The sequence below is a fragment of the Dissulfurirhabdus thermomarina genome (assembly GCF_012979235.1).
In the GTDB taxonomy this organism is placed as follows: Bacteria; Desulfobacterota; Dissulfuribacteria; order Dissulfuribacterales; family Dissulfurirhabdaceae; genus Dissulfurirhabdus; species Dissulfurirhabdus thermomarina.
This window is the reverse complement of the sequence record NZ_JAATWC010000001.1, coordinates 99,478-121,604: the sequence shown is the minus strand read 5'-3', so window position 1 is coordinate 121,604 and position 22,127 is coordinate 99,478. Positions and strand designations below refer to the sequence as shown.

Below are 22,127 nucleotides of genomic sequence, written 5' to 3'. Positions count from 1 at the left end.
GCGGTGCCCGTGACCCGGCGGCGCCTCGACCCCTTGGGCCTGTCCCCGGCCCCGAACCGGCCCGTCCTCGAGGAGGTCCCCGTCCGGCGGGAGGCCGACGTGGCGGTGGCCCGCCGGGTGACCGACGAGATGGCGGCACGCCTGGGCTTTCCGGAAAGGCGCCGCGCCGAGGCGGTGCTGGTGGCCAGCGAGCTGGCCACCAACCTCGTCGTCCACCACGCCGAGGACGGCCTGGTCCGGGTCTTCGGGCTGGGCGGCCCGGGGCCCCCGCTCATCACCGTGGCCGCCCTGGACCGGGGCCCGGGCATCCCGGACCTCGCCGCCGTGCTCCGGGACGGCACATCCTCGGACCAGGGCCTCGGCGCCGGGCTGGGCACGGTCTTCCGCCTGGCCGACCGGGCCGCCCTCTGCTCCGGGAGCACGGGGCCCGCTCCCTGTCCCTGCCCCGGCGGCCGGCCCTTCTCCGGGACCCTGGTGGCGGCGGAACTTTCGGCGGCCCCGGCCCGCCCCCGGGATGCGGCCTCCGGGGCCGGCATCGAGACCGCCGTCCTCCTGCGCCCAGGCCCGGCCCGCGGGGGAGCGCTCTTCTATGCCGAGGAGGTCCGCCCGGGCTCGGTGACCGTCCAGGTCGGGCTCCGGCCGGAACGGGCCTCCACCGCGCCCCCGCCCGGCTGGATCTTGGAACTCGGCGGCGTCGCCTTCCGGCTCCGGATGCCCCCGGAGGGCCGGCTCTTCGTTGTCGATGGCGCCGGCTGCCGCCGGGTACCCCCGGGGCGGGGCCCCGTGGCCCCGGCCCCCGGGGCCGGAACGGCCCTGGCCGTCACCGGCCTGCCCCTGGAGCCTTCGGACATCGTCCCCGCGGCCCGGGCCGCCCCGCCCCTGATCGTCGCCCAGGCCTTCTTCCCCAGGGCCGAGGCCCCGCCCCTCCATCCATCGGGGCTCCTGGTGGTCCGGTGGGAGACATGAAGGACAACCGGCTCCACCTCCTCACCCTGGTGGTCGGCCAGGAAACCGACATCCCGGCCATTCGCGGCCGGGCCAAGTGGATCGCCGCGGCCGCCGGCTTCGGCCGCCGCTTCGCGGTCCAGGCCGCGGCCGCCGCCTCGGAGCTGGCACGCTTCCTCTTCCGGCACGTCGACGGCGGCACCTTCACCCTGGCCTTCGTGGAGGGGCCCGGCGGCCGGGGGGCCGGGCTCGAGTTCACCGCCCTGGGGCGGCGGACCTGCCCGGCCCTGGAGGGCGCCTGCCCGGCCGACTTCGACGAACTCCTCAAGTACCCGCCCTTCCCCGGCCTCAAGCGCGTCCTCGACGAGGTCGCCATCAAGGGCGGCTACCACGGGCGGCCCTTCCTGGTCCGCTGCCGGAAATGGTCGCCGGAAAGGGCCTGGGCCGACATCGAGGCCGCGGAGCCCGACATCCGCCGCCACCTCTTCGCCGACACCCGGGAATCGTACGTGGAGAACCTCCGGGCCAAGCACGAGGAGGTCCTGCGGCTCCTCCGGGAGAAGACCCTGCAGAACCGGGAACTGGACCGGGTGAACACGGAACTCATGCAGCTCGCCCGGGACCTCGAGGCCCTCGCCCACGAGCGGAGCCTGGCCGAGGTGCTGCTCGAGATCGCCGACCGCATCCGGAACCCGGCCGTGGCCATCGGCGGCCTGGCCGAGGCCCTGGCCCGCTCCGGGGAGATGGCCGGACCGGCGGGGGAGAAGCTGAAGGCCATCCTCAGGGAGGCCCGCCGCCTCGAAGAGGTGGTCCGGGAGTTCGAGGCCCTGGGCAGGCGCCGGGCCCTCTACTACCGGCGCCTGCCCCTCCAGGATGTGGTGGCGGCCGCCATGGAGGCCCTCCGGCCCGCTCTGGAACGAAAGGGGGTCCGGGTCGAGGCGGACCTCCCCGACCGGCCCCTCCCGGTGCGGGCCAACCGGAAGGTGCTCATGGTGGCCGTCCTCCACCTGCTGCGCAACGCCCTGGAAGCCTCCCCCCCCGGCAAGGTGATCCGCGTCCGCGTGCATCGCGACCGGGGCCGCCCCCTGGTGGAGATCGCCGACGAGGGCCCGGGCATCCCGGAGGAAGACCGGGCCCGCATCTTCGACGTGGCCTTCACCACCAAGCCGGGCGGGACCGGCCTCGGCCTGCCCATGGTGCGCCAGATCATGATGGAGCACCAGGGGGAGATCGCCATCGAGAGCGCCCCCGGAACGGGCACCAGGGTCATCCTCCGGTTCCCGGCGCGGTGGCGCGAGCATCCCGGGGCACCGGCCCCGGAATGGGTCTCCGGCGCCCCGGGGGAACGGGAGGCGGCCGGGGGCCCGGGCTCCGCCGGCTGAAACCGGCCGGTGCTTCCCCTCCCCCGCTCCGCCCCTTATAATGAATCCAACTCCGGTGCCGCCCGCGGGCGGCCGCCGGAACGGGACGGAAGGCCGCCCGGCTGATGCCGCCGGGCGGCGCGGCCGAAACCGAACCCCCGGTCCACCGGGCCGGAACACCCACAGCGTCCTCAGGAGGCGGCATGGAGATCCCGACCCCCAACCTCCACCTCAAGCTCCAGGAGATGTGCGACTGTTACATGGACACCGACTACGTCGGCCAGATGCGCGCCATGGCCGGCGCCGAGCCCGGGGACCTCACGGAGGCGGCCCTGAAGTACCTGGCCCTGGCGATCCTGGCCGCCGTGACGGAGCGGGCCCGGAAACTCTCCATCAAGAACGACGGCGGACTCGTCACGGTGGAGATGAAGGACGAGGCCGGCAAGACCGTGCTCCCCGCGCCTCCGGCCGCGGTGGCCGCCGAGGCCATCCGCATCCTGCGCGCCGTGACGGACATCCGCGAGGACCGGGGGGAATCCCCCCTCTCCCTCGGGCTCCGCAGCGGGAGCCTCGACCTCTCCCTGAAGGTGAAGCGGAAAGACGGCAAGGAATCGGCCAAGCTCCGCTTCCCCGCGGCCTAGCGCGGCCGCCCCGCCACCGCGTCGTAGTAGTCGCCCCCCGCCGTGTCGTCGATGACCACGGCGGGGAAGTCCTCCACCTCCATGCGGAAGAGGGCCTCCGGCCCGAGCTCCGGGAAGGCGGCCACCTCGCAGGCCCGGATCCGCCGCGCCAGCTCGGCCCCCGCCCCCCCCAGGGTGGCGAGATAGACCGCCCCGTGGCGCCGGTGGGCCTCGCGGACCTCCGGGGACCGGCGCCCTTTCCCCATGGTGGCGCGGATGCCGGCCGCCTCCAGGAGCCGCGGCGTGTAGGCGTCCATCCGGTAGCTCGTGGTGGGCCCGGCCGAGCCCACCACCGCCCCCGGCGGGGCCGGTGAGGGGCCCACGTAGTAGAGGAGCTGGCCGCGGAGGTCCACTGGCAGCGGCTCGCCCCGGTCCAGGAGCTCCACGAGGCGGCGGTGGGTCTGGTCCCGGCCGGTGTAGAGCGGTCCGGTGAGGAGGAGCCGGTCCCCGGCCCGGAGCCCCCGGGCCGTCCCGGCATCCAGGGGCAGCCGGACCCGCTTCGCCCCCGAAAAGACCGGCGCTGGGGCCCCGGCGGAGGGCGCGGGCGCCTCCGACAGGGTCCACCGCCCCGCCTCCCACGACGCGCTCCGCCGCCGCGCCGCGTGGCACTGGACGTTCACCGCCACGGGGAGGCTGGCGATGTGACAGGGAAAGACCTCCGCCGCCACCCCGAGGGCGCTCACCGCCCCGCCCAGCCCCAGGGGGCCGGCCCCCGCGGCGTTCACCCCCTCGAGGATCGCCGCCTCGAGGGCCGCCACGTCGGCCCGGGGGTGCGCCGCGCCGAGGGGCCGCAAGAGCGCCTTCTTGGCGAGGAAGGCCGCCCGTTCCATGGTGCCCCCGATCCCCACGCCGATCACCCCGGGCGGGCAGGGGTTGGGCCCCGCCTCCACCACCCGGCGCACCGCCGCCGCCACCACCCCCTCCACCCCGGCCGAGGGCGGCAGCATGAAGAGGGCGCTCATGTTCTCGCTGCCGCACCCCTTGGGCAGGACGGCGACCTCGAGCCGCGCCCCGGCCACCGCCTCCACGTGGACCACCGCGGGGGTGTTGTCGCCGGTGTTGGCCCGGGTGAGGGGATCGCACACCGAGGCCCGGAGGTGCCCCTCCCGCGTCGCCCGCCGGACCCCCTCGTCCACCACCGCCCGGGGATCCCACCCCGGGGCGAGGTCCGTCCCCACCCGGAGGAAGACCACGTCGATCCCGGTGTCCTGGCAGAGGGGGAGGCCGGTCTCGCGGGCGAGGGCGGCGTTCCGGAGCAGGACGTCCAGCACGAAGCGCCCGGTCTCGTCGGTCTCCCGGGCGCGCGCCGCCGCGAGCGCCCGTTCCACGTCCGCCGGCAGGTCCACGTTGGCCGCCCGGACCAGCCGGGCCACCACCGCCGCCGTCTCCTCCCCGGTGGGGCCCCTCACGCCGTCCCCTCCCCCCCGCACTCCAGCCCGGCCACCCGGAGGGCCTTGGCCACCACCGACTCCGGGTCCGGCCCGAGGATCCGGATGATGGGTTCCTTGCCCACGTCGCCCGGGTCGTGGACGAGGTCCGGGACGGCCCCCGCCTGGCGGATGGCCCGATCCACGCCCCAGGCCAGGGTGGAGCCCTCCCGGCGGCGGCTCTCCTCCGGCTCGTCCCGGCGGGAGAAGCCCGCCACCCGCCACCCCAGGTCCCGCGCCCGGTGGAGGAAGGCCTCGTCGTGCCGGATGTTCATGGCGGCCCGGCATTCGGGGTCGTGCCGCATGGCGGTGAGGACGATCCGGGCCACGTGGCTCGAGGCCCCGAAGGCCGGCGCCGCCACCCGGGCGACCCCGTCCCCGAGGCCCACGATCCTGCCCGGAAAGGCCGCCACGTCCGCCACGGACCGGGCGCCGGGGAGGGCATAGCCCAGGTTGATCTGGACCTCGGGGACCAGCACCCGGGAAGGGGCCGCGGCCAGCCGCCGCCAGGCGGCCTCGAGGGCCTGGAGCACCGGGTAGCGGGAGAGCTCCGCCTCGAGGACCCCGACGGGATTGGCCGGGCCGCGGCCACGCCCCACGGGCACGGCCTGCTCCAGGCTCCGCTCGAGGAAGGCCTTGGCCCGCCGGGCGGCCTCCCGGGGCGCCAGGCCCCGGGCCAGGAAGACGGCGAGCGCCGCCGAGAGGGTACAGCCCGTCCCGTGGGTGTGGGGGGTCTCGATCCGCCGCCCGCGGAGGAGCTCTGTGCCCTCCGCGTCGGCCCAGGCGTCCACGGCCCCGGCCGGGTCGTCGAGGTGCCCGCCCTTGAGGAGCACCGCCCGGCACCCCAGGGCGGAACGGAGGGCGGCGGCCGCCGCCTCCATGGCCCGGGCGTCCGGGATGGACCGGCCGAGCAGGACCTCGGCCTCCGGGAGGTTCGGGGTCACCACGGTGGCCAGGGGGCAGAGCCGTTCCCGGAGCACCGCCACGGCATCATCGGCGAGCAGCGGCACCCCGCCGGAGGAGGCCAGGACCGGGTCCACCACCAGGGCCGCCGGCGGCCGCCCGGCCAGGGCCCCGGCCACCGCCGCCACCACTTCCGCCGTCCCCAGCATCCCGGTCTTCACCGCGGCGGGGGCGATGTCCGCCAGCACCAGTTCCACCTGCCGGCGGACGAAATCCGCCGGCACCGGCGCCACCGCCGCCACGCCCCGGGTGTCCTGGGCGGTCAGCGCGGCCGGGGCGGCGGCCCCGTAGGCCCCGAGGGCGGTGAAGACCTTGAGATCCTGCTGGAGGCCGGCCCCCCCGCCCGGGTCGGAGCCGGCGATGGTGAGGACCGGGATCACGCCCCGCCGGAGCCCGCCTTGAGGCGCATGGCCCGCTTGTAGGTCTTGATGGCGCAGTAGTCGCCGCACATGGTGCAGGTGGGCCCGTGGTAGGCGCCGCCCTCGTCCCGGTAGAGCCGGGCCTTCTCCGGATCGAGCGAAAGATCGATCTGGGTCTGCCAGTCCAGCCGGTGGCGGGCCTCGGCCATGCGCCGGTCCTGGTCGAGGGCGCCGGGGACCCCCTTGGCGATGTCGGCCGCGTGGGCGGCGATGCGGGCGGCGATGACCCCTTCCTTGACGTCCTCGAGGGAGGGGAGCTTGAGGTGCTCGGCGGGTGTCACGTAACAGAGGAAGTCGGCCCCGGCGGCGGCGGCGATGGCCCCACCGATGGCGCTGGTGATGTGGTCGTAGCCGGGAGCGATGTCCGTCACCAGGGGCCCCAGCACGTAGAAGGGCGCCCCGTGGCACAGGCGCTTTTCGAGGAGCATGTTGGCCGCGATCTGGTCCATGGGCATGTGGCCCGGGCCCTCGATCATGACCTGGACCCCCGCCTCCCAGGCCCGGAGGGTGAGCTCTCCCAGGATGATGAGCTCGTGGACCTGGGCCCCGTCGGTGGCATCGTGGAGGCAGCCCGGCCGGAGGCCGTCGCCGAGGCTCAGGGTCACTTCGTGCTCCCGGGCGATGGCGAGGAGGTCGTCGAAGCGCTCGTAGAGGGGGTTCTCCCGCCGGTTGTACATCATCCACTCCATGACCAGGGAGCCGCCCCGGCTCACCACGCCCATGAGGCGCTCCTTCCGGGCCAGGCGCTCGATGCCCTCCAGGGTGAGCCCGGCGTGCACCGTCATGAAGTCCACCCCCTCCTGGGCCTGCTCCTCGATGACCCGGAAGAGGTCGTCCACGTCCATCTCGCAGATGGAGCGGCCGCGCTGCTCCACGGTCTCCACCGCGGCCTGGTAGACGGGCACCGTCCCGAGCGGCACCGGGCATGCCTCGCGGATGGCCCGGCGGATCTCTCGGATGGGACCGCCGGTGGAGAGATCCATCACCGCGTGGGCCCCGGCATCGAGGGCGACCCGGAGCTTTTCGAGCTCCGGCTCCGGCTCCGGGTGGTCCTTGGAGGTCCCGATGTTGGCGTTGACCTTGGTGGAAAGGCCGCGGCCCACGGCCATGGGCCGCTCGAGGCGGACGTGGCGGTTGTGGGGGATCACCGCCTGCCCGGCCCCCACCGCCTCGGAAAGGGCCTCGGCGGAGACGCCCTCCGCCTCGGCGGCGCGCCGCACCGGGTCCGACACCCCGCCGTCCCGGGCCGTCTCGAGGATCGTCTTGTCGCCGTCCTGCTCCATGGGCGCACTTTACTGGCGGGGTCCGGCCTTTTCAAGGCTGGGCCTCCGGTGTAACTATTGGGGTTTCAACCCGGGGCCGAGGCGGAGAACGGGGCCCGGCCGCGCCGCCGCCCTTCGGGGCGTTCGAGACCGGGCCATCTGCCGGCCCGTTCCCGAACGCCCACGGATCCACAGGAAGGAGGAGAAGGAGAAGATGAAGACCCAGCTCATGCAGGCCCAGGCCGGCGTCGTGACCCCCGAGATGGCCCACGTGGCGGAGGAGGAGGGGCTTTCGCCCGAGCTCGTTCGAGACCGCGTGGCGGCGGGCCAGATCGTCATCGGCCGCGGCCGCTTCAACGACCGGCGGATCGTGGGGATCGGAAAGGGCCTTCGCACCAAGGTGAACGCCTCCATCGGGACCTCCAGCGACATCTGCGACCTGGAACACGAGCGCCGAAAGGCCCGCGTCGCCGAGGAGGCCGGCGCCGACACCCTCATGGAGCTCTCCGCCGCGGGCGACCTCGACCTCATCCGCCGGACCGTCCTCCGGGAGGTCTCGCTCCCGGTGGGCAACGTCCCCCTCTACCAGGCCTTCTGCGAGGCCATCCAGCGCCACCGGGACCCCTCCCGCATGGACCCCGAGGCCCTCTTCGACCTCATCGAGCGCCAGTGCGAGGACGGCATCGCCTTCATGGCCATCCACTGCGGGATCAACCGCTTCACCATCGAGCGCCTCGAGCGCCAGGGCTACCGCTACGGGGGCCTCTGCTCCAAGGGGGGGACGCTCATGATCCAGTGGATGCTAAAAAACAACAAAGAAAACCCACTTTATGAGCAGTTCGACTGGGTCTGCGACATCCTCAAGAAGACCGACACCATCCTGAGCCTCGGAAACGGCATCCGGGCCGGCGCCATCCACGACTCCCTGGACCGGGCCCAGATGGCGGAACTCATCCTGAACTGCGAGCTGGCCGAGCGGGCCCGGGAACGCGGCTGCCAGGCCATGGTGGAGGGCCCGGGCCACGTCCCCCTGGACGAGATCGAGGCCAACATCCTCCTCCAGAAGAAGATGTCCAGCGAGGCACCCTACTACATGCTGGGGCCGCTGCCCACCGACGTGGGGGCCGGCTGGGACCACGTGACCGCCGCCGTGGGCGCGGCCCAGTCCTCCATGCACGGGGCGGACCTCATCTGCTACATCACCCCGGCGGAGCACCTGGCGCTCCCGGACGAGGCGGACGTGGCGGTGGGGGTGAAGACGGCGCGGCTGGCGGCCCACATCGGCGACGTGGTGAAGCTCCGCGGCCGGGCCGACCGGGCCGACATGCAGCTCAGCAAGGACCGGCGGGACTTCCGGTGGGGGGACCAGTTCCGGAACCTCCTCTTCCCCGAAGACGCCCGCCGGATCCTGGAGTCCAGGAAGTCCGTCTCCGGGAAGGGTTGCTCCATGTGCGGGGAACTCTGCGCCCTCAAGAACGCCGAGACCACCCTCAACCGCCACCTCAAGGGGGAGAAGCGGAACACCGCCCCGGCGGGGGTCGGCACGGACTAGCTCGAGGAACAGGAGCCGCCGGTGCAGTTCACGTAGGCGTTACAGTCGCCGTCCGTGTCGAGGGACACCGGCGTCCCCTGGGCGTGGATCGCTCCGCCGCAGTTCTTCTTGTCGTAGACGGTCAAGACGTCCGCGTCCCCGATGGGGATCTGGGCGGTGGAGGTGTTCTTCGGAACGTTGGTGCAGCCCCCCCCGTTCACGTCGTACGACTTGTCCTTGCCCTGGGCGCGTATCTGGAAGGTATAGCTCCCGCTGCAGCCGGTGGGCGGCCCGGTCCCGTTTCCGCTCCCCGTGGCGTTCCCGGAGGCGCAGATCCGGCTGACCAGGCCGTAGAGCTGGGTGTATTCCACGATGTCGTCGTAGTGGGCGTTGGGGTCGTTGGGGTCGGAACCCCCGGCGTAGTCGTCCACCTGGACCCCGTAGTCGTAGATCTTCACCACCCCGCTGGCGTTGGCGGACTGCTGGTTCAGGTTCTCCCCCTTGCTTCCCACCACGAAGGCCACGTTGGCCTTGGTGACGCCGCCGGCGCAGGCCGCGTCGGCGCAGAAGGTCACGTTCAGGTCCGTGGCCGTGGCGTTACAGGGGTTCGATGTGGGGGCGCCGCCGCTGTCGAGGTACTGGGTCGCCGGGTAGTAGTAGAGGGACTCCTGCCAGGGATCCCGGGTGTGGCCGACGGCCGCGTGCCAGGTGGCGTTGGAGGCCGGGGGGGCGCCGTTGACCATGGCGTAGCCCACGGTCTCCTCCAAGGCCGCCCGGACCGTGCGCCGGCCCTCGGCCAGCTTGTCGCGCTTGACGAGGCTCATGAGCATGGGGCCCAGGGTCCCGATGAGGAGCCCCAGCACCACCAGCACGATGGCCAGTTCCACCAGGGTGAATCCGTCCGTCCTAGTAGCCGCAGCAGATCTGGTAGATCTCATGGATCGTCACGTAGGCGGGGAGGTCGTCCGTCCCCCTGAAGTTCACGGTGGTGGCGTTGGCCGTGTAGTCCCGGACCCCGTTGGCCCCGTAGCTCGCCGCCACCAGGAGGGTTGCGTTGTGGTCGCCGTCGTCCAGCCGGAGCACCCGCCCGGCGAGGTTGGGGGCACTGCAGTCCACCCGGAGCCCCTCCATGGCGGCCGTCACCTCGTAGACCAGGTCGTGGCCCCAGGCGTCCGGGGCGCGGCACCGGGCGTCGAAGTAGCTCGCCGGCGGCACCTTCCGGCTGTGGCTCGCGTAGACCTCGAGGCAGTTCTTGGCCGCCACGAGCCGGTTCCGGGTGGCCGCATACTGGCGCGAGACCCGGAAGACGCTCCAGGCCGAGATGGCGATCCCCATGATGGCCCCGATGATGACGAGGGCCACCGCGAGTTCCACGGCGCTGAAGCCCGCCCCGCCCCTCACCTCGCCCCCCGCCGGCCCGCCAGGCCCTCGGCCACCCGGAGGTTGTAGCGGAGGTCCGGGTCGTTCGGCGCCAGTTCCTGGGCCCGCCGGATCACCCGCGCCGCCGCCCCCGGGCGCCCCAGGAGGATGAGGACCCCGGCCAGGTTGTTCGCCACCGCCGGGTCCGGGCGTTCCGCCAGGTAGGCCCGGTAGAGGCGGGCCGCGTCCCGGAGCCGGCCCGCCAGCCGGTACTCCTCCGCCTGCTGGAGCAGGGCCTTTCGGGTCCAGGCACCGGGATCGGCCGGGACGGCCGGTTCGGACGCCTGGCGCGCCGCCCCCCCGGCCGGTTCCGGTGCGGCGGCGGGGCCGGCATACGGGCTCGGAAGGGCCGTCGCTGCCGGAAGCGGCGGCGGCGTCCCTTTCGAGGAGACCGCCGGCGTCCCGGGCGGGGCCGGGGTCGCCTCTTCGCCCCCGCGGGACGGGCCGGCCGCCGACCCGGGGAGCGGGGCCGCGGGATTCGCGGCCGTCACGGGGGGCGGGGCCGCGGGACGGGCCGGCCGCGCCCTTTCCGGCGCCGCCCCCGGGACCACGGGGTGCCACCACAGGACGGCCGCCGCAGCGGTCAACCCCGCCGCCGCCAGCACGAGGCCGCCGAGCACCGCCGCCCGGAGCCAGGGCCGGCGCCGGGACGGGCCGCCCTCCGGGGCCGCGGGGCCGATCGGCACCGGCACGGCCGGGCCGCCGCCGGCCTCCCGCTGCCGCTCCACCTTCTCCAGGGCCTCGAAGAGCTTGCTCATCCCGCCTTGTCCAGCACCGTCACATCGAGGAGGATCACCATCTCCACCCGCCGGAGGACCCGCCGCTGGTACCGGAAGACGCGCCCGACCAGGGGGAGCCGGTCCAGGACCGGGAGACCCGACATCTCCTTGTCCGTCCGCTCCTGGATGAGCCCCCCGATGATGACGATGTCGCCGGAGGCCGCCCGCACCACGGTGGAGGCCTCCCGGAGGTTCACCCGGGGGAAGGTGTATCGGGTCCCGCCGGCGAACTCCCGCTCGTCCAGGGAGACGAGGTCGCTCTTGATGGGGACGAGGTGGAGGCTGACCCGCCCGTCGTCCTCGATGATGGGGGTCACGCCGAGGAGCACCCCGTCGAAGATGGAGCCGATCTCCGCCGTTGGAGCGATGGTGCTCGACCCGCCCGAGGTGGTGGTGGTGCCCGTCTCGAGGCTTTTCAAGTAGGCCACGGACTGGCCCACGCTGATCACCGCGGACTGGCCGTTGGTGACCTTGAGGCGCGGGTTGGAGAGGGTGCGGATCCGGCCGTAGTCCTCCATGGCCCGGAGCACGGTGCTCACATTGTAGTAGTCCTGGGAGAGGGTGAGGTTGTAGAGGACGGATTCATCCGTGGGCGTGGTGGCCACGTCCAGGACGGCCCCGCCGGCCTTGAGCGCCGCCTTGCTGAGGGTGGCCGTGAGCTGGCCCCAGTCGATGCCCAGTTCGTGTTGGTGGTCGAGCTCGATCTCGAGGATCTTCGCCTGGATGAGGACCTGGCGCTGGTACCGCTCCCGGAGGGCGGAGACGTAGGCCTCGATGGAGCGGACCGTGGAAGGGCGGCCCCGGACCATCAGGGTGCCGGTCTGCCGGTTCAGGACGTAGGATCCCTCGTCGCCGAGCCGGTCCTTCAAGGCCGCCTCGATCCCCTTGTAGATGTCGGTCACCTCGGCGGAGTTCTGGCCCGTGAGCTCGAAGCTCCCGGTGAGCGGGGTGAGGACGTCGGTGTCCGTCCCGCCCCCGGCGGTATTGCCGCCTAGCACGTCGCCCCCCACGCTGAAGCGCGAGCTCTGGACCGTGCCCAAAAAGTCCAGGGGGATGAGCCGCTCCACCAGGGGCGAGATGTAGACCGTCCCCCCGTCGAGTCGCCAGCCCACGTCCAGGGCCGTGCATACAGACTCGAGCACCTCCCGGATCGGCCACTCGTGGTACTGGGCCGTCAACCGCCGCGCCGCCTCCGGGCTCGCCGCGAAGGCCGGGTCCAGCACCAGGTTCAGCCCCGCCGCCTTGGCCAGGGCGAGGAGGATGGCGCCCCCGCCCTCCCCCACGAAGTTGAGGGTGACGCGCTGGGTGTCGAGGGGCGACAGGCGCTTGAACCTCGGTTTCGGGGGGGCCGGCCGGCGCCGCGGGGAGGCCGGGTCGGCCGGCCGTTCCGCGGCGGCCGCCGTGGGCGGGGCCTGGGGCGGAGGTGGCGCCGGCCGACCGGCGCACCCGGCCAGCAGCAGGAATCCGAGGAGTGCCGCACCGGCGGCACGCCCGCCTCGTCTCTTCGCCGTCTCTCGTTTCATGGCGCTCCCACCGGGAGGGTCCGGGTCTCGCCGGGACGGAGAAAAACCCGTCCCTGGCCCGGCACCTCGAACCACACCCCCGTCCGCGTGATGTCCAGCACCCGGAACCGGCCCGCCCGGTCTCCGGGTGCCAGCGTGGCCCCGTTCACCTTGCAGAAGGTCTTGCGCCCGCAGGCCACCACCAGGTCCAGGGAGAGTTCCTGGAGGAGGGGCGGCGTCCCGCCCGCCGGCGCACGGTCGGGCCGGAGGAAGGGGTCGGCCGGAAGCCGGGCCGGCGGCCCCGGCCGCCCGCACACCGCCGCGGGCGGCCCCTCGGGGGCGTTTTCCAGGGCCCAGGCGGCCACCCTGGCCTCGGGCAGGCGCGGTCCGCCCCCGGGGCCGAGGGCCCACGCCAGGGCCACCCCAAGAGCCAGGACCCAGGCCGGTGCCGCAAGACGGCCCCACTGCCTCAACTCCTCGGTGGACACGGCCACAGGTAGTACCCCCTCAGCTTGATGGAGAGATAGACGCCCGCCGGGCCCTTCCCGGAGATCCGGTCCACGGAGAGGCGCTCCGGCACGAAGATCCGCCCCGAGGTGCACTGGGCGGCCAGGCGGCGGACGAGCTCCGGAAAGGAGAGGTCGCGCCACTCGGCCTCCACCCGCTGCCACGTGCGCACGTTGGGCCGACCGCGGCACGGGAGGAGGGCCCCGTCCAGGACCTTGTAGGCCGAAAGCGCCCGGCGGTTGGCGTCGAGCCGGACGGCCGCCGCGTCGAGCCGTGCCAGCGCCCGCCGGGCCTCGGCGCGCATGTGGCGGGCCCGAAGGAAGCCGGCCAGGGCCGCGGAAAAGACCACCGCCGCCACGACGGCGGCCGTCCACCGGAGGGTGGGTATCGCCGGGAGCCGTGTCACGTCCTAGTGCGCCCTCCTGGGGATCAAACGGCAGGAGAGATATCCCTCCGCACTCTCTTCATCGTACATCCAGCCGATTTTCTTCAAATCGAAGGCCGGATCGAGGCCGCGCTCCAACCGGTCGAACCGGGCCCCGACCGTGGAGAACCCCCCTTGGGTGACCATCTCGGCCTCCAGGATCAGGGGCCGGTCGAGGAGGCGGGCCGGGTCCTTCACCTCCGGGGCCGCGCGTCCCGAGCCCGCCCCTTCCCGCCGGACCTGGAGCCGCACCACCTTGACCCCATTCGGGACCGCCTCGGCCAGCCGGACGAGGACCTGGTCGAGGTCCGGTTCCCCGGCCTTCCTGGCCCGGATGGCCAAGAGGCGTTCCAGGTCTGCCTTTCGGTCCGGGGCCGGGAGCCCGGCCTCGAAGGCCCGGCGCTCCTGCTGGAGCTGCCGGTACCGCGCCATGTAGACGTCCTCGAGGTGCCGGGCCTGGACGAAGAGGACCGCGGCTGCCACGGCGAGGGCCAGCGCGCCGGCGCCGAGACCCGCGGCCAGGGGCGGGAGGGCGTCCAGCCAGGCCCTGGCCCAACGCCGGGCCGCGGGCAGGAGGTCCAGGGCCGGGTCCACGAAGGGGGCGCCGTAGAGGGCCGGCGCCTCCGGGGCGGCGGCCGCCGCGGCCGGCCCCACAACGGCGGCCCAGTCGGGCTCGACAATCTCCACCCCGGGCGCCGGCCGGGGCGGGCAGGCCCCCCGGAGGGGGCCCACCGGCAGGACCCCCGCCACCCGGAGGCCGGTCTGCCGCTGCACGGCCTGCACGGCGAAGGCAACGGCGGGCGCGACCGCCTCGGGTTCCGGCCGCTGCGGCTCGCTGTAGGGCACCACCTGGGCGTAGGCGGGGATGCCGCCCTCGGCGGCCACCAGGGTGAGATGGGACGCCCCGAAATCCGCCACCAGGACGGGCTCCCGGATGAGCCGGCCGGCGAGCGCCGCCACGGCGGCCACCGCCGGGACCTGGCGGCGGATCCCCTCCGCGGCCCCTTCGGGGAACTCGTCCCAGATCCGATGCAGCTCCGCCTCCGAGCACGAAAGGACCGAGAGGACGAGCTGGGGGCCCCGCCGCCCCAAGACCTTCCAGCGGTGGAGGAGGGGCTCCTCGGGCCCGAAGTACCCGGCCTGCCGCACCCGCTCGTCCACGTGCAGGGCCAGGATCCCCCTCCCGGCCGCCGGAAACTGGCCCCGGGTGACGGCGGCCTTCTGGAATCCGGCCACGAACACGTCGGCGCCCCGGGCCGCGAGGTCCGCGGCGCCCACCTCCTCCGGGAGGCCGAAGACCGGCCGCCGCCCGCCCGCCATCCAGGTCCGGCGCCAGCGCCCCGCGCCCGCCGGTTCAACGATCCATCTTCTTCGCGCCACTGCCCGCATCCTCCCGCGCCGAAACGACGCTGTCGTGGATCCAACCGGGGATCTCGGCACCGTCCGAGCCATGGACGGCCACCCGCCACCAGTCCGCCTGGCGCCCCTCTGCCCGGAGGACCTGTCCGGCTGCCGCCAGGGCCACCGGGTCGAAGGCCTTCCCCGGCCCGCTTCGCACGTAGGCGCGGTGCGCCACCACGCGGAGCACGTCGCCCCCGGGCGCCTTGGCCTCCCGGGCGACGGCGGGCCGGGCCGCCTGTTCCCCGGTGTCGGCCTGGAGCATCCGCCCCGCCACGAAGCCGCCGGCCAGGAGCGTCATCGAAAGCACGGCAAGGGCCGCCGCCCGGCGCCACCGGGACGCCTCGGCCACCACACCCGCCGGCATGGGGACCGTCTCGCCCGACTCCTGGACCTCCCGGGTCCCCACCCGCCCCTTCCCGGCCGCGCAGGCCATGAGGAGGGCCCGGTCCATGAGGCGGTTGACGAGCCTCGGGATCCCCTTCGTCCGCTCGTAGACCCGGTCCAGGGTCCGCCGGTCCAGGCGCATGTCGCCGCGGCCCGCCTTGGCCAGGCGGAAGGCCACGTACTCCGCCGTCTCTTCCCGGCTGAGCGGCCGCAGCACCTCCTTGACGGCCACGCGCTGGGTCAGCTGTCCCAGGGCCGGGTCCGCCAGCACATCTTCCAGCTCCGGCTGGCCCACCAGGACGATCTGGAGAAGCTTTTCACGGCGGGTCTCGAGGTTCGACAGGAGCCGGAGCTGCTCCAGTGTTTCACGTGGAACATTCTGGGCCTCGTCCACCACGACGAGGAGCTCCCGCCCCTGCTCGGCGAGGTCGAGCATCGCGTCCTGGAAGCGCTTGAGCAGGATGCCTCGGTCCTGCACCCCGGGATCGTCCGCGTCGAGCTCTTCCAGGAGGAGATGGAGGAGCCCCTCCGGGCCCACCGCCGGTGAGAGCAGGACGGCGGGCTGTTTCTTGGGATCGAGTTCCTGGAGCAGCATCCGAAGGAGCAGGGTCTTTCCGGTCCCGGCGGTCCCGATGAGCACCAGGAACCCCTCCCCGCGCCCGATCCCGTACTTGAGCACCTCCTTGGCCGCCACGTGGGGCCGGGCCGGGAAGAAGAATTCCGGGTCGGGGGAGAGGCGGAAGGGCGCCTCCCGGAGGCCGAAATACTGGATGTAGTCGCCGAATCCGTTCATTTGATCTGCCCCACCATCTGGTAGATGGGCCCGATGAGGCCCAGGGCCACCAGCAGGAAGATGATCCCTGCAAAGACGATGAGGATGGGCTCGAGGGTGCGGGAAAGGGTGTCCACGAGCTTGTCCACCTCGTCCATGTACCGCCGGGCGAGGATCAGGAACTGCTCGGGGAGGTTCCCCGTCTGCTCGCCGACGCCCACCATCCGGAGCACGAAGGGATCGAAGAAGGTCACCCGGCCGAAGGCCTCGGTGAGCCCGAAGCCGGCCATCACGTCCTCGCGGACCCGCCGGATGCCGCGCCGGAGTTCCTCGTGTCCCACCGAATCCTCCATGAGATCGAGGCTCTTGAGGATGTCGATGCCCGCCGAGGCGAGCAGCGACAGATACTCGAAGAAGAAGGCCAGGGCTGAGGCCTTGACGATGCGCCCGAAGACCGGGGTCCGGGCGGCGGCGGCGTCCCAGTAGAACTTGAGGTCCGGGTGCGCCCTGGCGGCCAGGCGGAGGGCCGCGAACAAGGCGATGAAGATCGGCACCACCGGCCACCACCGCTGGCAGACGTCCACGGTGGCGATGAGGAACACCGTGGCCGCGGGCAGCTCCTTGAGCCCCAGTCCCTGGAAGAGGTCCAACATCTTGGGCAACACGTAGAAGATCCAGACCGAGAAGGCGACCAGCATGAGGACCACCACGAAGGTGGGGTACATGAGGGCCCGCTTGGTGCTGGTGATGATCTCGTGGACCCGCTCGATGTGGCGCCCCGCGTCGTCCAGGGTCCGGTCGAGGCTCCCGGTCTCTTCGCCGATGGCGACCAGGGCGAGGACGATCCGGGGAAAGATCCCCCTGTGGGCGCGGAGGGCCTCGGAGAACATCCGGCCGTTTCGGACGTCGGCCACCACTCGGGTGAGGATCCGCTTGAGCGCCTTGTCGCCGGGGCTGGCCTCCAGGTCCTCGAGGGCCTGCATGAGGGGGACTCCGCCCCGGAGGAGCAGGGCCAGGTTCCGGAAGAACTCGGCGAGGACGAGCCGGCGCACGCGCCCCCGCTCCAAGGAGAGACCCGGGAAGAGGCGCCGCCGGTAGCGGAGGAGGCTCAGCCCCCGCTGCCGGAGGGTGACGAAGAGCTCCGCCGGGGAGGCGAAGTCCCCGCTCTCGCGGAGCCGGTTCCCGTCGCGGTCCAGGGCCTCGTAGGAAAAGGTCGCCATCAGCCGAGCACCCGCTGCATCTCGTCGAGGCTGGTCTCCCCGGCCAGCACCTTCTTCTTCCCGATCTCGACGAGATCCCGGAACCCCTCGGCCCGGGCCTGGTCTTCGATGGCCCCCATGGGGGCCTCCTCCGCGATGAGCCGAAGGAGCTCCCGGCTCATGGAGAGGATCTCCACCACGGCGATCCGGCCGAGGTACCCGGTGCCGCGGCAGAATTCACAGCCCTTCCCCTTGTAGTATTCCCCGTCCTCCGGGAGTCCGTAGCGCCGCAGCACGTGCTTGTCGGGCTGGTACCGCTCCTTGCACCGGTAGCAGAGCCGGCGCACCAGCCGCTGGGCCAGGATCCCGGCCAGGGAGGTGGAGAGGAGATAGGGCGAGATCCCGAGGTCTCGGAGCCGGGCCACGGCGCCCAGGGCGTTGTTGGTGTGGAGGGTGGAGAGCACCAGGTGCCCGGTGAGCGCCGCCCGGGTGGCGAGCACCGCCGTCTCCTCGTCCCGGATCTCCCCCACGAGGATCACGTCCGGGTCCTGGCGGAGGAAGGTCCGGATGGCGGAGGCGAAGGTGTAGCCCGCCCGCTCGTTCACCTGGGTCTGGTGGATCAGGAGGAACTCGTACTCGATGGGGTCCTCCACGGTGAGGATGTTCTTGCTGATGGCGTCCATCCCGCGCAGCCCGGCGTAGAGGGTGGTGGTCTTGCCGCTCCCGGTGGGGCCGGTGACCAACACCATGCCGTAGGGGAGGCCGAAGAGCTCCCGGGCCTTGGCCAGCTCCTCGGGCTCGAACCCGAGATCGGCGATACCGAGGAAGGTCCCGCCGCGGGCGGGCAGGAGCCGGAGCACCAGGTTCTCCCCGAACTGGGACCGCACGGTGGAGACGCGGATGTCGAAGGCGTCTCCCAGAAATTCGAAGGACATCCGCCCGTCCTGGGGTTTTCGCTGCTCGGAGATGTCCATCCCCGACCGGACCTTGATGTTGGTGACCAGCCGGTTGTGGAGGCCTATGGGGAAGATGTAGGCCGGGCCCGTGACACCGTCCACCCGGAACATCACTCGGACGGTGCGGTCGCTGGGGCTCACGTGGACGTCGGTGGCCCGCTGGCTGATGGCGGCGGCGAGCAGCATGTCCACCATCCGGCCCACGTCCAGGTCCCCGGCGGGGTCACGGCGAAGCCGCTCCGCCATCTCCTCGATCTGCTCGTCCAGCGGGTGCTCGAGGAGGTAGTAGAACCGCTCGATGACCTTGCCGAGTTCCCCTTCCGCACCGACGTGGATCTCGGGGAAGCCCCCCGTGAGCCGGAAGACCACGTCCCGGGGACGCGGGTCGTAGGGGTCGGCCACGGCCACGTGGAGCCTTCCTTCTTCGTTGTAGAGGGGGAGGATCTTCTGGTCCCGGGCGACCTGGGCCGGAAGGCGCTCGAGGTTCTCCGCGCGGGGGAGGAAGGTCCGCAGGTCTACGAAGGGATGCCCGCTCTGCTGGGCCAGGGCCCGGGCCACCTCGGCGTCGGTGACGAGGCCGAGCCGCATGAGGCACTCCCCGAGCCGTTCCCCGGTGGCCCGCTGTTCCTGGAGGGCGTACTGGATCTGTTCCTCGGAGACGAGCCCGTGGTCCTTGAGGAGTTTCCCTATGGGGGGTCGTTGCTCTGCCATGTCGTGAACCGTCCCGCCGGCCCAGGACCGGAACGCCGGGCGCACCGCCCCGCCCCCCGAAGGCCGTCCTTCGCTCTCCGGCTTATCGGCACGATGCCCTTGTTTCGATAGCAAAAACCCCGCCAACCCGCCGGCAGAGGCGGGACGGGGTGCAGCCGGGGCCGGGACGAGGTATAAATCGACCGGCACCGGTCCGGGCCCCCTCCCGGGGGCCAGAAGGAAACCAGGAACCGGCGCCGGGGAGGCCGAGGTGGACATCCTCACGGAAAAGTCGTCCATGCGCCGGGCCGCCGACCGCTGGCGGGCCGAGGGCCGCCGCATCGCCCTCGTCCCCACCATGGGCTACTTCCACGAGGGGCACCTCTCCCTCATGGACATGGCCCGGAAGGCGGCCGACCGGGTGGTGGTGAGCCTCTTCGTGAACCCGGCCCAGTTCGGTCCGTCGGAGGACCTCGCCCGCTACCCGCGGGACCTCGAGCGGGACGCCGCCCTGGCGGAGGCCCGGGGCGTGGACTGCCTCTTCGCCCCCCCGGCCGAGGAGATGTACCCGGCCGGGTACCAGACCTGGGTGGAGGTGACGGATCTCGCCGCGGGCCTGTGCGGGGCCTCCAGGCCCGGGCACTTCCGCGGGGTCTGCACCGTGGTGGCCAAGCTCTTCAACATCGTCCGCCCGGACGTGGCGGTCTTCGGCGCCAAGGACTTCCAGCAGCTCCAGGTGGTGCGCCGGATGGCGGCGGACCTCGACCTCCCGGTGGAGATCCTCGCCCACCCCGTGGTGCGGGAACCCGACGGGCTGGCCATGAGCTCCCGGAACACCTACCTCTCGCCGGAAGAGCGCCGTTCGGCCCTCTCCCTCTTCTCGTCTTTGGAACTGGCCGCCCGCCTGGTGCGGGAGGGAGAGCGGGAGGCGGGACGGATCGAGGCCGCCGTGGCGGCCCACATCCGCTCCGCCCCCGGCACCCGCATCGACTACGTCTTCGTCGGGGACCCGGAGACCCTCCGGCCGGTGAAGCGGCTGGCCGGCCCCACCCTGCTGGCGCTGGCGGTCTGGGTGGGCAAGACCCGGCTCATCGACAACACGATCCTGGAACCCTGCCCGACCGGGCCGATGCGGGCGGACTAGCGCCGGGTTATAATTTATAAAAAATTCCAAACGAACCGGCGCGCGCCCCCCGCCACGTCACTGCGTGCCGGGCGGCCGCCCCCGGTTCGAGGAACCGAACCCATGCTGCGCACCATGCTGAATTCCAAGATCCACCGGGCCCGGGTGACCGAGGCCCGGCTGGACTACGAGGGAAGCCTTTCCCTGGACCCGGACCTCATGGAGGCGGCCGGCCTCCTCCCCTACGAGCAGGTCCGGGTCTACAACATCTCCACCGGGGAACGCTTCGAGACCTACGTCATCAAGGGGGACCGCCCCGGTTCCGGGACGGTCTGCCTCAACGGGGCCGCGGCCCGGAAGGGCAGCCCGGGGGACCTCGTCATCATCGCCTCCTACGGCCTCTACGCCCCCGAGGAGATCCCGTCGGGCCAAAGCATCCTCGTGTGGGTGGACGAACACAACCGGGTCGCCCGCCGCAAGGTGGACCCCTGGTCCGCCTGATCCCCTCCATGGTGGCGTCGCGACAATCGCCGATGACGGTGGTGCTTCAAGCCCCTCGGGGCTCCCCGCGGTCCCCGGCGACGCCTCGTTCCCCGCGACGGTCGCGCCTTGTCCTTGGCGATTCCCGCTGAGCCATCCACTTACGAGGCCACATTCATGAACCCAGCCAAGGCCCGGCCCAGACTGTACGTGGTCAGCCTGGGCTGCGCGAAGAACCAGGTGGACACCGAGGTGGCCCTCGGGGCCATAGAACGGGAGGGGGGCTTCGACCTCACCGACCGCCCGGAGACCGCCGATCTCCTCGTGGTCAACACCTGCGCCTTCATCGAGCGGGCGGTCTCGGAATCCATCGAGGCCGTCCTGGAGACCGCCGAGATGAAGCGCCCGGGCCAGCGGCTCGTGGTCATGGGCTGCCTGGTCCAGCGCTACGGGGAGGCCCTCCTCCGGGAGCTGCCCGAGGTGGACGCCTTCCTCGGCACCGAGGGGCCGGCGGGTCTCCCCGGCCTGGTCCGGCGCCTGGCCGCCGGGGAGGGACCCCTCCTGGACCTGGCCCCGGCGGGCCGCCTTCCGCTCTCCGCCCCCCGGTTCCTCACCACGCCCCCCTGGCGGGCCTGGCTCCGGGTGGCCGAGGGGTGCGACAACCGGTGCACCTATTGCCTCATCCCCCGGATCCGGGGCCCCCTGCGGCCCGTCCCCCTTCCCGACCTCGTGGCGGAGGCCCGGGACCTCGAGGAAAGGGGTGTCAAGGAATTGACCTTGGTGGCCCAGGACCTCACCGCCTACCGCGACGGCGGATCGGACCTCGCCGCTCTCCTCCGCCGCCTCCTGGCCGAGACGGGGATCGCCTGGATCCGTCTCCTCTACCTTCACCCTAACGGTATCAACTCGAATTTATTGAAGATTATTGCGGATAACCCGCGCATCTGCCCCTACCTCGACGTCCCGGTCCAGCACGCCAGCGACCGGATCCTCGCCCGGATGGGCCGCCGCTACCGGCGACGGGACCTTGACGCCCTCCTCGGCCGGATCCGGGAGCACCTCCCGGAGGCGGCCCTCCGGACCACCGTCATGGTGGGCTTCCCGGGGGAAGGGGAGGACGACTTCGAGGCGCTCCTCGAGTTCGTGGAGCGGTGGCGTTTCGATCACCTCGGGGCCTTCGCCTACTCCGACGAGGAGGGGGCGCCGTCGGGCGCCCTGGGCGGCAAGGTGGCCCGGGATGTGGCGGCCCGGCGGCTGGACCGGGTCATGTCCCTCCAGGCGGGGATCGCCGCGGAGCGCAACCGCCGCCGGGTGGGCCGGGTGGAAGAGGTCCTGGTGGAAGGGGTGAGCCGGGAGACGGATCTCCTCCTCGAGGGCCGCACCCGGTACCAGGCGCCCGACGTGGACGGGGTGGTCTACATCACGGCCGGCCGGGCCGAGGCGGGCGGCCTGGTCCCGGTGAAGATCACCGGGGCCCACACCTATGACCTGGTGGGAGAGATCGTCTCCGGCACGACCGAAGACGGGGATTAGCCCCGCCGAGCCCGCCGCCTAGACCTCCCCGGCCTGGACCAGCCGGGCGAAGTGCTCGAAGCTCCGGTCGTAGGTCCGCTCCCCCGCCTCGTGGAAGCAGCAACCGGGCAGTTGGCGCATCTTCAAGTGGTAGCGCAGGCACTCGCAGCAGATCCCCTTCCGGGGACAGGGCTCGTAGGTGCAGGGACAGCGCTGGCGGTTCTTCTCCTTCTGGCATTCCATGTGACGGCCTCGCAAAAAAAGTCCTCCGGGTGGATGGCCCGGCAAAGGTCTCCGATGCGCGACGCTGATGATGGATCAGCGGGAATCACCAAGGACAAGGCGCGACCATCGCGGGGAACGAGGCGTACTCCGGATACGCCGCAGTGAC

General features: G+C 72.7%; 21 protein-coding genes. 7 read left to right on the top strand and 14 right to left on the bottom strand.

All coding sequences use genetic code 11. The features are described 5' to 3' along the window. The first annotated feature begins 9 nt into the window (after window positions 1-9). The 3 genes from HCU62_RS00550 to HCU62_RS00540 all read left to right on the top strand — a co-directional run bounded on the left by HCU62_RS00550 (window position 10) and on the right by HCU62_RS00540 (window position 2,947). Window positions 10-966 (top strand): ATP-binding protein, encoded by a 957-nt coding sequence (locus tag HCU62_RS00550; protein ID WP_163299281.1) that lies wholly within the window; start codon window positions 10-12, stop codon window positions 964-966. Further along, a complete protein-coding gene (locus HCU62_RS00545) occupies window positions 963-2,327 on the top strand; it encodes a sensor histidine kinase (protein WP_163299282.1) in 1,365 nt (454 codons plus the stop codon). Before HCU62_RS00550 ends, HCU62_RS00545 begins: the two co-directional genes overlap by 4 nt. Window positions 2,328-2,509: 182 nt before the next feature. Further along, window positions 2,510-2,947, top strand: a complete 438-nt coding sequence (locus HCU62_RS00540) for a hypothetical protein (RefSeq protein WP_163299283.1) — start codon at window positions 2,510-2,512, stop codon at window positions 2,945-2,947. Here the strand turns inward: HCU62_RS00540 and HCU62_RS12790 are convergent. The 3 genes from HCU62_RS12790 to thiC (HCU62_RS00530) are packed head-to-tail and all read right to left on the bottom strand — an operon-like array spanning window position 2,944 to window position 7,078. Beyond that, the gene (locus HCU62_RS12790; protein WP_181448349.1) at window positions 2,944-4,395 is read right to left on the bottom strand and encodes a fumarate hydratase; all 1,452 of its coding nucleotides are present in this window, start codon (window positions 4,393-4,395) and stop codon (window positions 2,944-2,946) included. The two genes, HCU62_RS00540 and HCU62_RS12790, sit on opposite strands and share 4 nt — an antisense overlap. After that, window positions 4,392-5,756, bottom strand: a complete 1,365-nt coding sequence (gene thiD / locus HCU62_RS11605) for a bifunctional hydroxymethylpyrimidine kinase/phosphomethylpyrimidine kinase (protein ID WP_163299450.1) — start codon at window positions 5,754-5,756, stop codon at window positions 4,392-4,394. Before thiD ends, HCU62_RS12790 begins: the two co-directional genes overlap by 4 nt. Continuing rightward, window positions 5,753-7,078: a phosphomethylpyrimidine synthase ThiC gene (gene thiC, locus HCU62_RS00530; protein ID WP_163299451.1), complete on the bottom strand. Its 1,326-nt coding sequence runs from the start codon at window positions 7,076-7,078 to the stop codon at window positions 5,753-5,755. The genes thiD and thiC (HCU62_RS00530) overlap by 4 nt, the downstream gene beginning before the upstream one ends. 193 nt (window positions 7,079-7,271) lie before the next feature. Here thiC (HCU62_RS00530) and thiC (HCU62_RS00525) point away from each other — a divergent pair, with 193 nt between their 5' ends. Beyond that, a complete protein-coding gene (gene thiC, locus HCU62_RS00525) occupies window positions 7,272-8,609 on the top strand; it encodes a phosphomethylpyrimidine synthase ThiC (protein WP_163299453.1) in 1,338 nt (445 codons plus the stop codon). On the opposite strand, the gene HCU62_RS00520 is transcribed toward thiC (HCU62_RS00525), so the two are convergent. The 10 genes from HCU62_RS00520 to HCU62_RS00475 are packed head-to-tail and all read right to left on the bottom strand — an operon-like array spanning window position 8,606 to window position 18,642. Further along, complete coding sequence (locus tag HCU62_RS00520; protein WP_163299455.1) at window positions 8,606-9,526, bottom strand: type II secretion system protein; 921 nt, start codon at window positions 9,524-9,526, stop codon at window positions 8,606-8,608. The genes thiC (HCU62_RS00525) and HCU62_RS00520 overlap by 4 nt on opposite strands. Further along, entirely contained in the window at window positions 9,495-9,989 is a 495-nt protein-coding gene (locus tag HCU62_RS00515; RefSeq protein WP_169755336.1) for a hypothetical protein, read from the bottom strand. Before HCU62_RS00515 ends, HCU62_RS00520 begins: the two co-directional genes overlap by 32 nt. Then, entirely contained in the window at window positions 9,986-10,765 is a 780-nt protein-coding gene (locus tag HCU62_RS00510) for a tetratricopeptide repeat protein (protein WP_169755335.1), read from the bottom strand. The genes HCU62_RS00515 and HCU62_RS00510 overlap by 4 nt, the downstream gene beginning before the upstream one ends. Further along, window positions 10,762-12,309 carry a pilus (MSHA type) biogenesis protein MshL gene (gene mshL / locus HCU62_RS00505; protein ID WP_163298465.1) on the bottom strand — a complete coding sequence of 516 codons (1,548 nt, stop codon included), beginning with the start codon at window positions 12,307-12,309 and terminating at the stop codon, window positions 10,762-10,764. The genes HCU62_RS00510 and mshL overlap by 4 nt, the downstream gene beginning before the upstream one ends. Further along, the gene (locus tag HCU62_RS00500; RefSeq protein WP_163298464.1) at window positions 12,306-12,782 is read right to left on the bottom strand and encodes a hypothetical protein; all 477 of its coding nucleotides are present in this window, start codon (window positions 12,780-12,782) and stop codon (window positions 12,306-12,308) included. The genes mshL and HCU62_RS00500 overlap by 4 nt, the downstream gene beginning before the upstream one ends. Then, on the bottom strand, window positions 12,758-13,201 hold the full coding sequence (locus HCU62_RS00495; protein WP_163298463.1) for a hypothetical protein: 444 nt from the start codon (window positions 13,199-13,201) through the stop codon (window positions 12,758-12,760). Before HCU62_RS00495 ends, HCU62_RS00500 begins: the two co-directional genes overlap by 25 nt. A gap of 3 nt (window positions 13,202-13,204) precedes the next feature. Then, window positions 13,205-14,599: a hypothetical protein gene (locus tag HCU62_RS00490; protein ID WP_163298462.1), complete on the bottom strand. Its 1,395-nt coding sequence runs from the start codon at window positions 14,597-14,599 to the stop codon at window positions 13,205-13,207. After that, window positions 14,574-15,797 carry an AAA family ATPase gene (locus HCU62_RS12385; protein WP_163298461.1) on the bottom strand — a complete coding sequence of 408 codons (1,224 nt, stop codon included), beginning with the start codon at window positions 15,795-15,797 and terminating at the stop codon, window positions 14,574-14,576. The genes HCU62_RS00490 and HCU62_RS12385 overlap by 26 nt, the downstream gene beginning before the upstream one ends. Continuing rightward, window positions 15,794-16,996: a type II secretion system F family protein gene (locus HCU62_RS00480; RefSeq protein ID WP_163298460.1), complete on the bottom strand. Its 1,203-nt coding sequence runs from the start codon at window positions 16,994-16,996 to the stop codon at window positions 15,794-15,796. Before HCU62_RS00480 ends, HCU62_RS12385 begins: the two co-directional genes overlap by 4 nt. After that, window positions 16,996-18,642, bottom strand: coding sequence for a GspE/PulE family protein (locus HCU62_RS00475; protein WP_163298459.1), 1,647 nt, complete (start codon window positions 18,640-18,642; stop codon window positions 16,996-16,998). The genes HCU62_RS00480 and HCU62_RS00475 overlap by 1 nt, the downstream gene beginning before the upstream one ends. Before the next feature lie 250 nt (window positions 18,643-18,892). On the opposite strand from HCU62_RS00475, the gene panC reads away from it, so the two are divergent. The 3 genes from panC (at window position 18,893) to rimO (ending at window position 21,757) form a co-directional block, all read left to right on the top strand. Continuing rightward, window positions 18,893-19,765: a pantoate--beta-alanine ligase gene (panC, locus tag HCU62_RS00470; protein WP_163298458.1), complete on the top strand. Its 873-nt coding sequence runs from the start codon at window positions 18,893-18,895 to the stop codon at window positions 19,763-19,765. Between the two features lie 102 nt (window positions 19,766-19,867). Next, window positions 19,868-20,245, top strand: coding sequence for an aspartate 1-decarboxylase (panD, locus tag HCU62_RS00465; RefSeq protein ID WP_163298457.1), 378 nt, complete (start codon window positions 19,868-19,870; stop codon window positions 20,243-20,245). A gap of 156 nt (window positions 20,246-20,401) precedes the next feature. Next, a complete protein-coding gene (rimO, locus tag HCU62_RS00460) occupies window positions 20,402-21,757 on the top strand; it encodes a 30S ribosomal protein S12 methylthiotransferase RimO (RefSeq protein ID WP_169755334.1) in 1,356 nt (451 codons plus the stop codon). An 18-nt stretch (window positions 21,758-21,775) separates the two neighbouring features. On the opposite strand, the gene HCU62_RS00455 is transcribed toward rimO, so the two are convergent. Continuing rightward, complete coding sequence (locus HCU62_RS00455; protein WP_163298455.1) at window positions 21,776-21,979, bottom strand: DUF6485 family protein; 204 nt, start codon at window positions 21,977-21,979, stop codon at window positions 21,776-21,778. Between the last annotated feature and the right edge of the window lie 148 nt (window positions 21,980-22,127).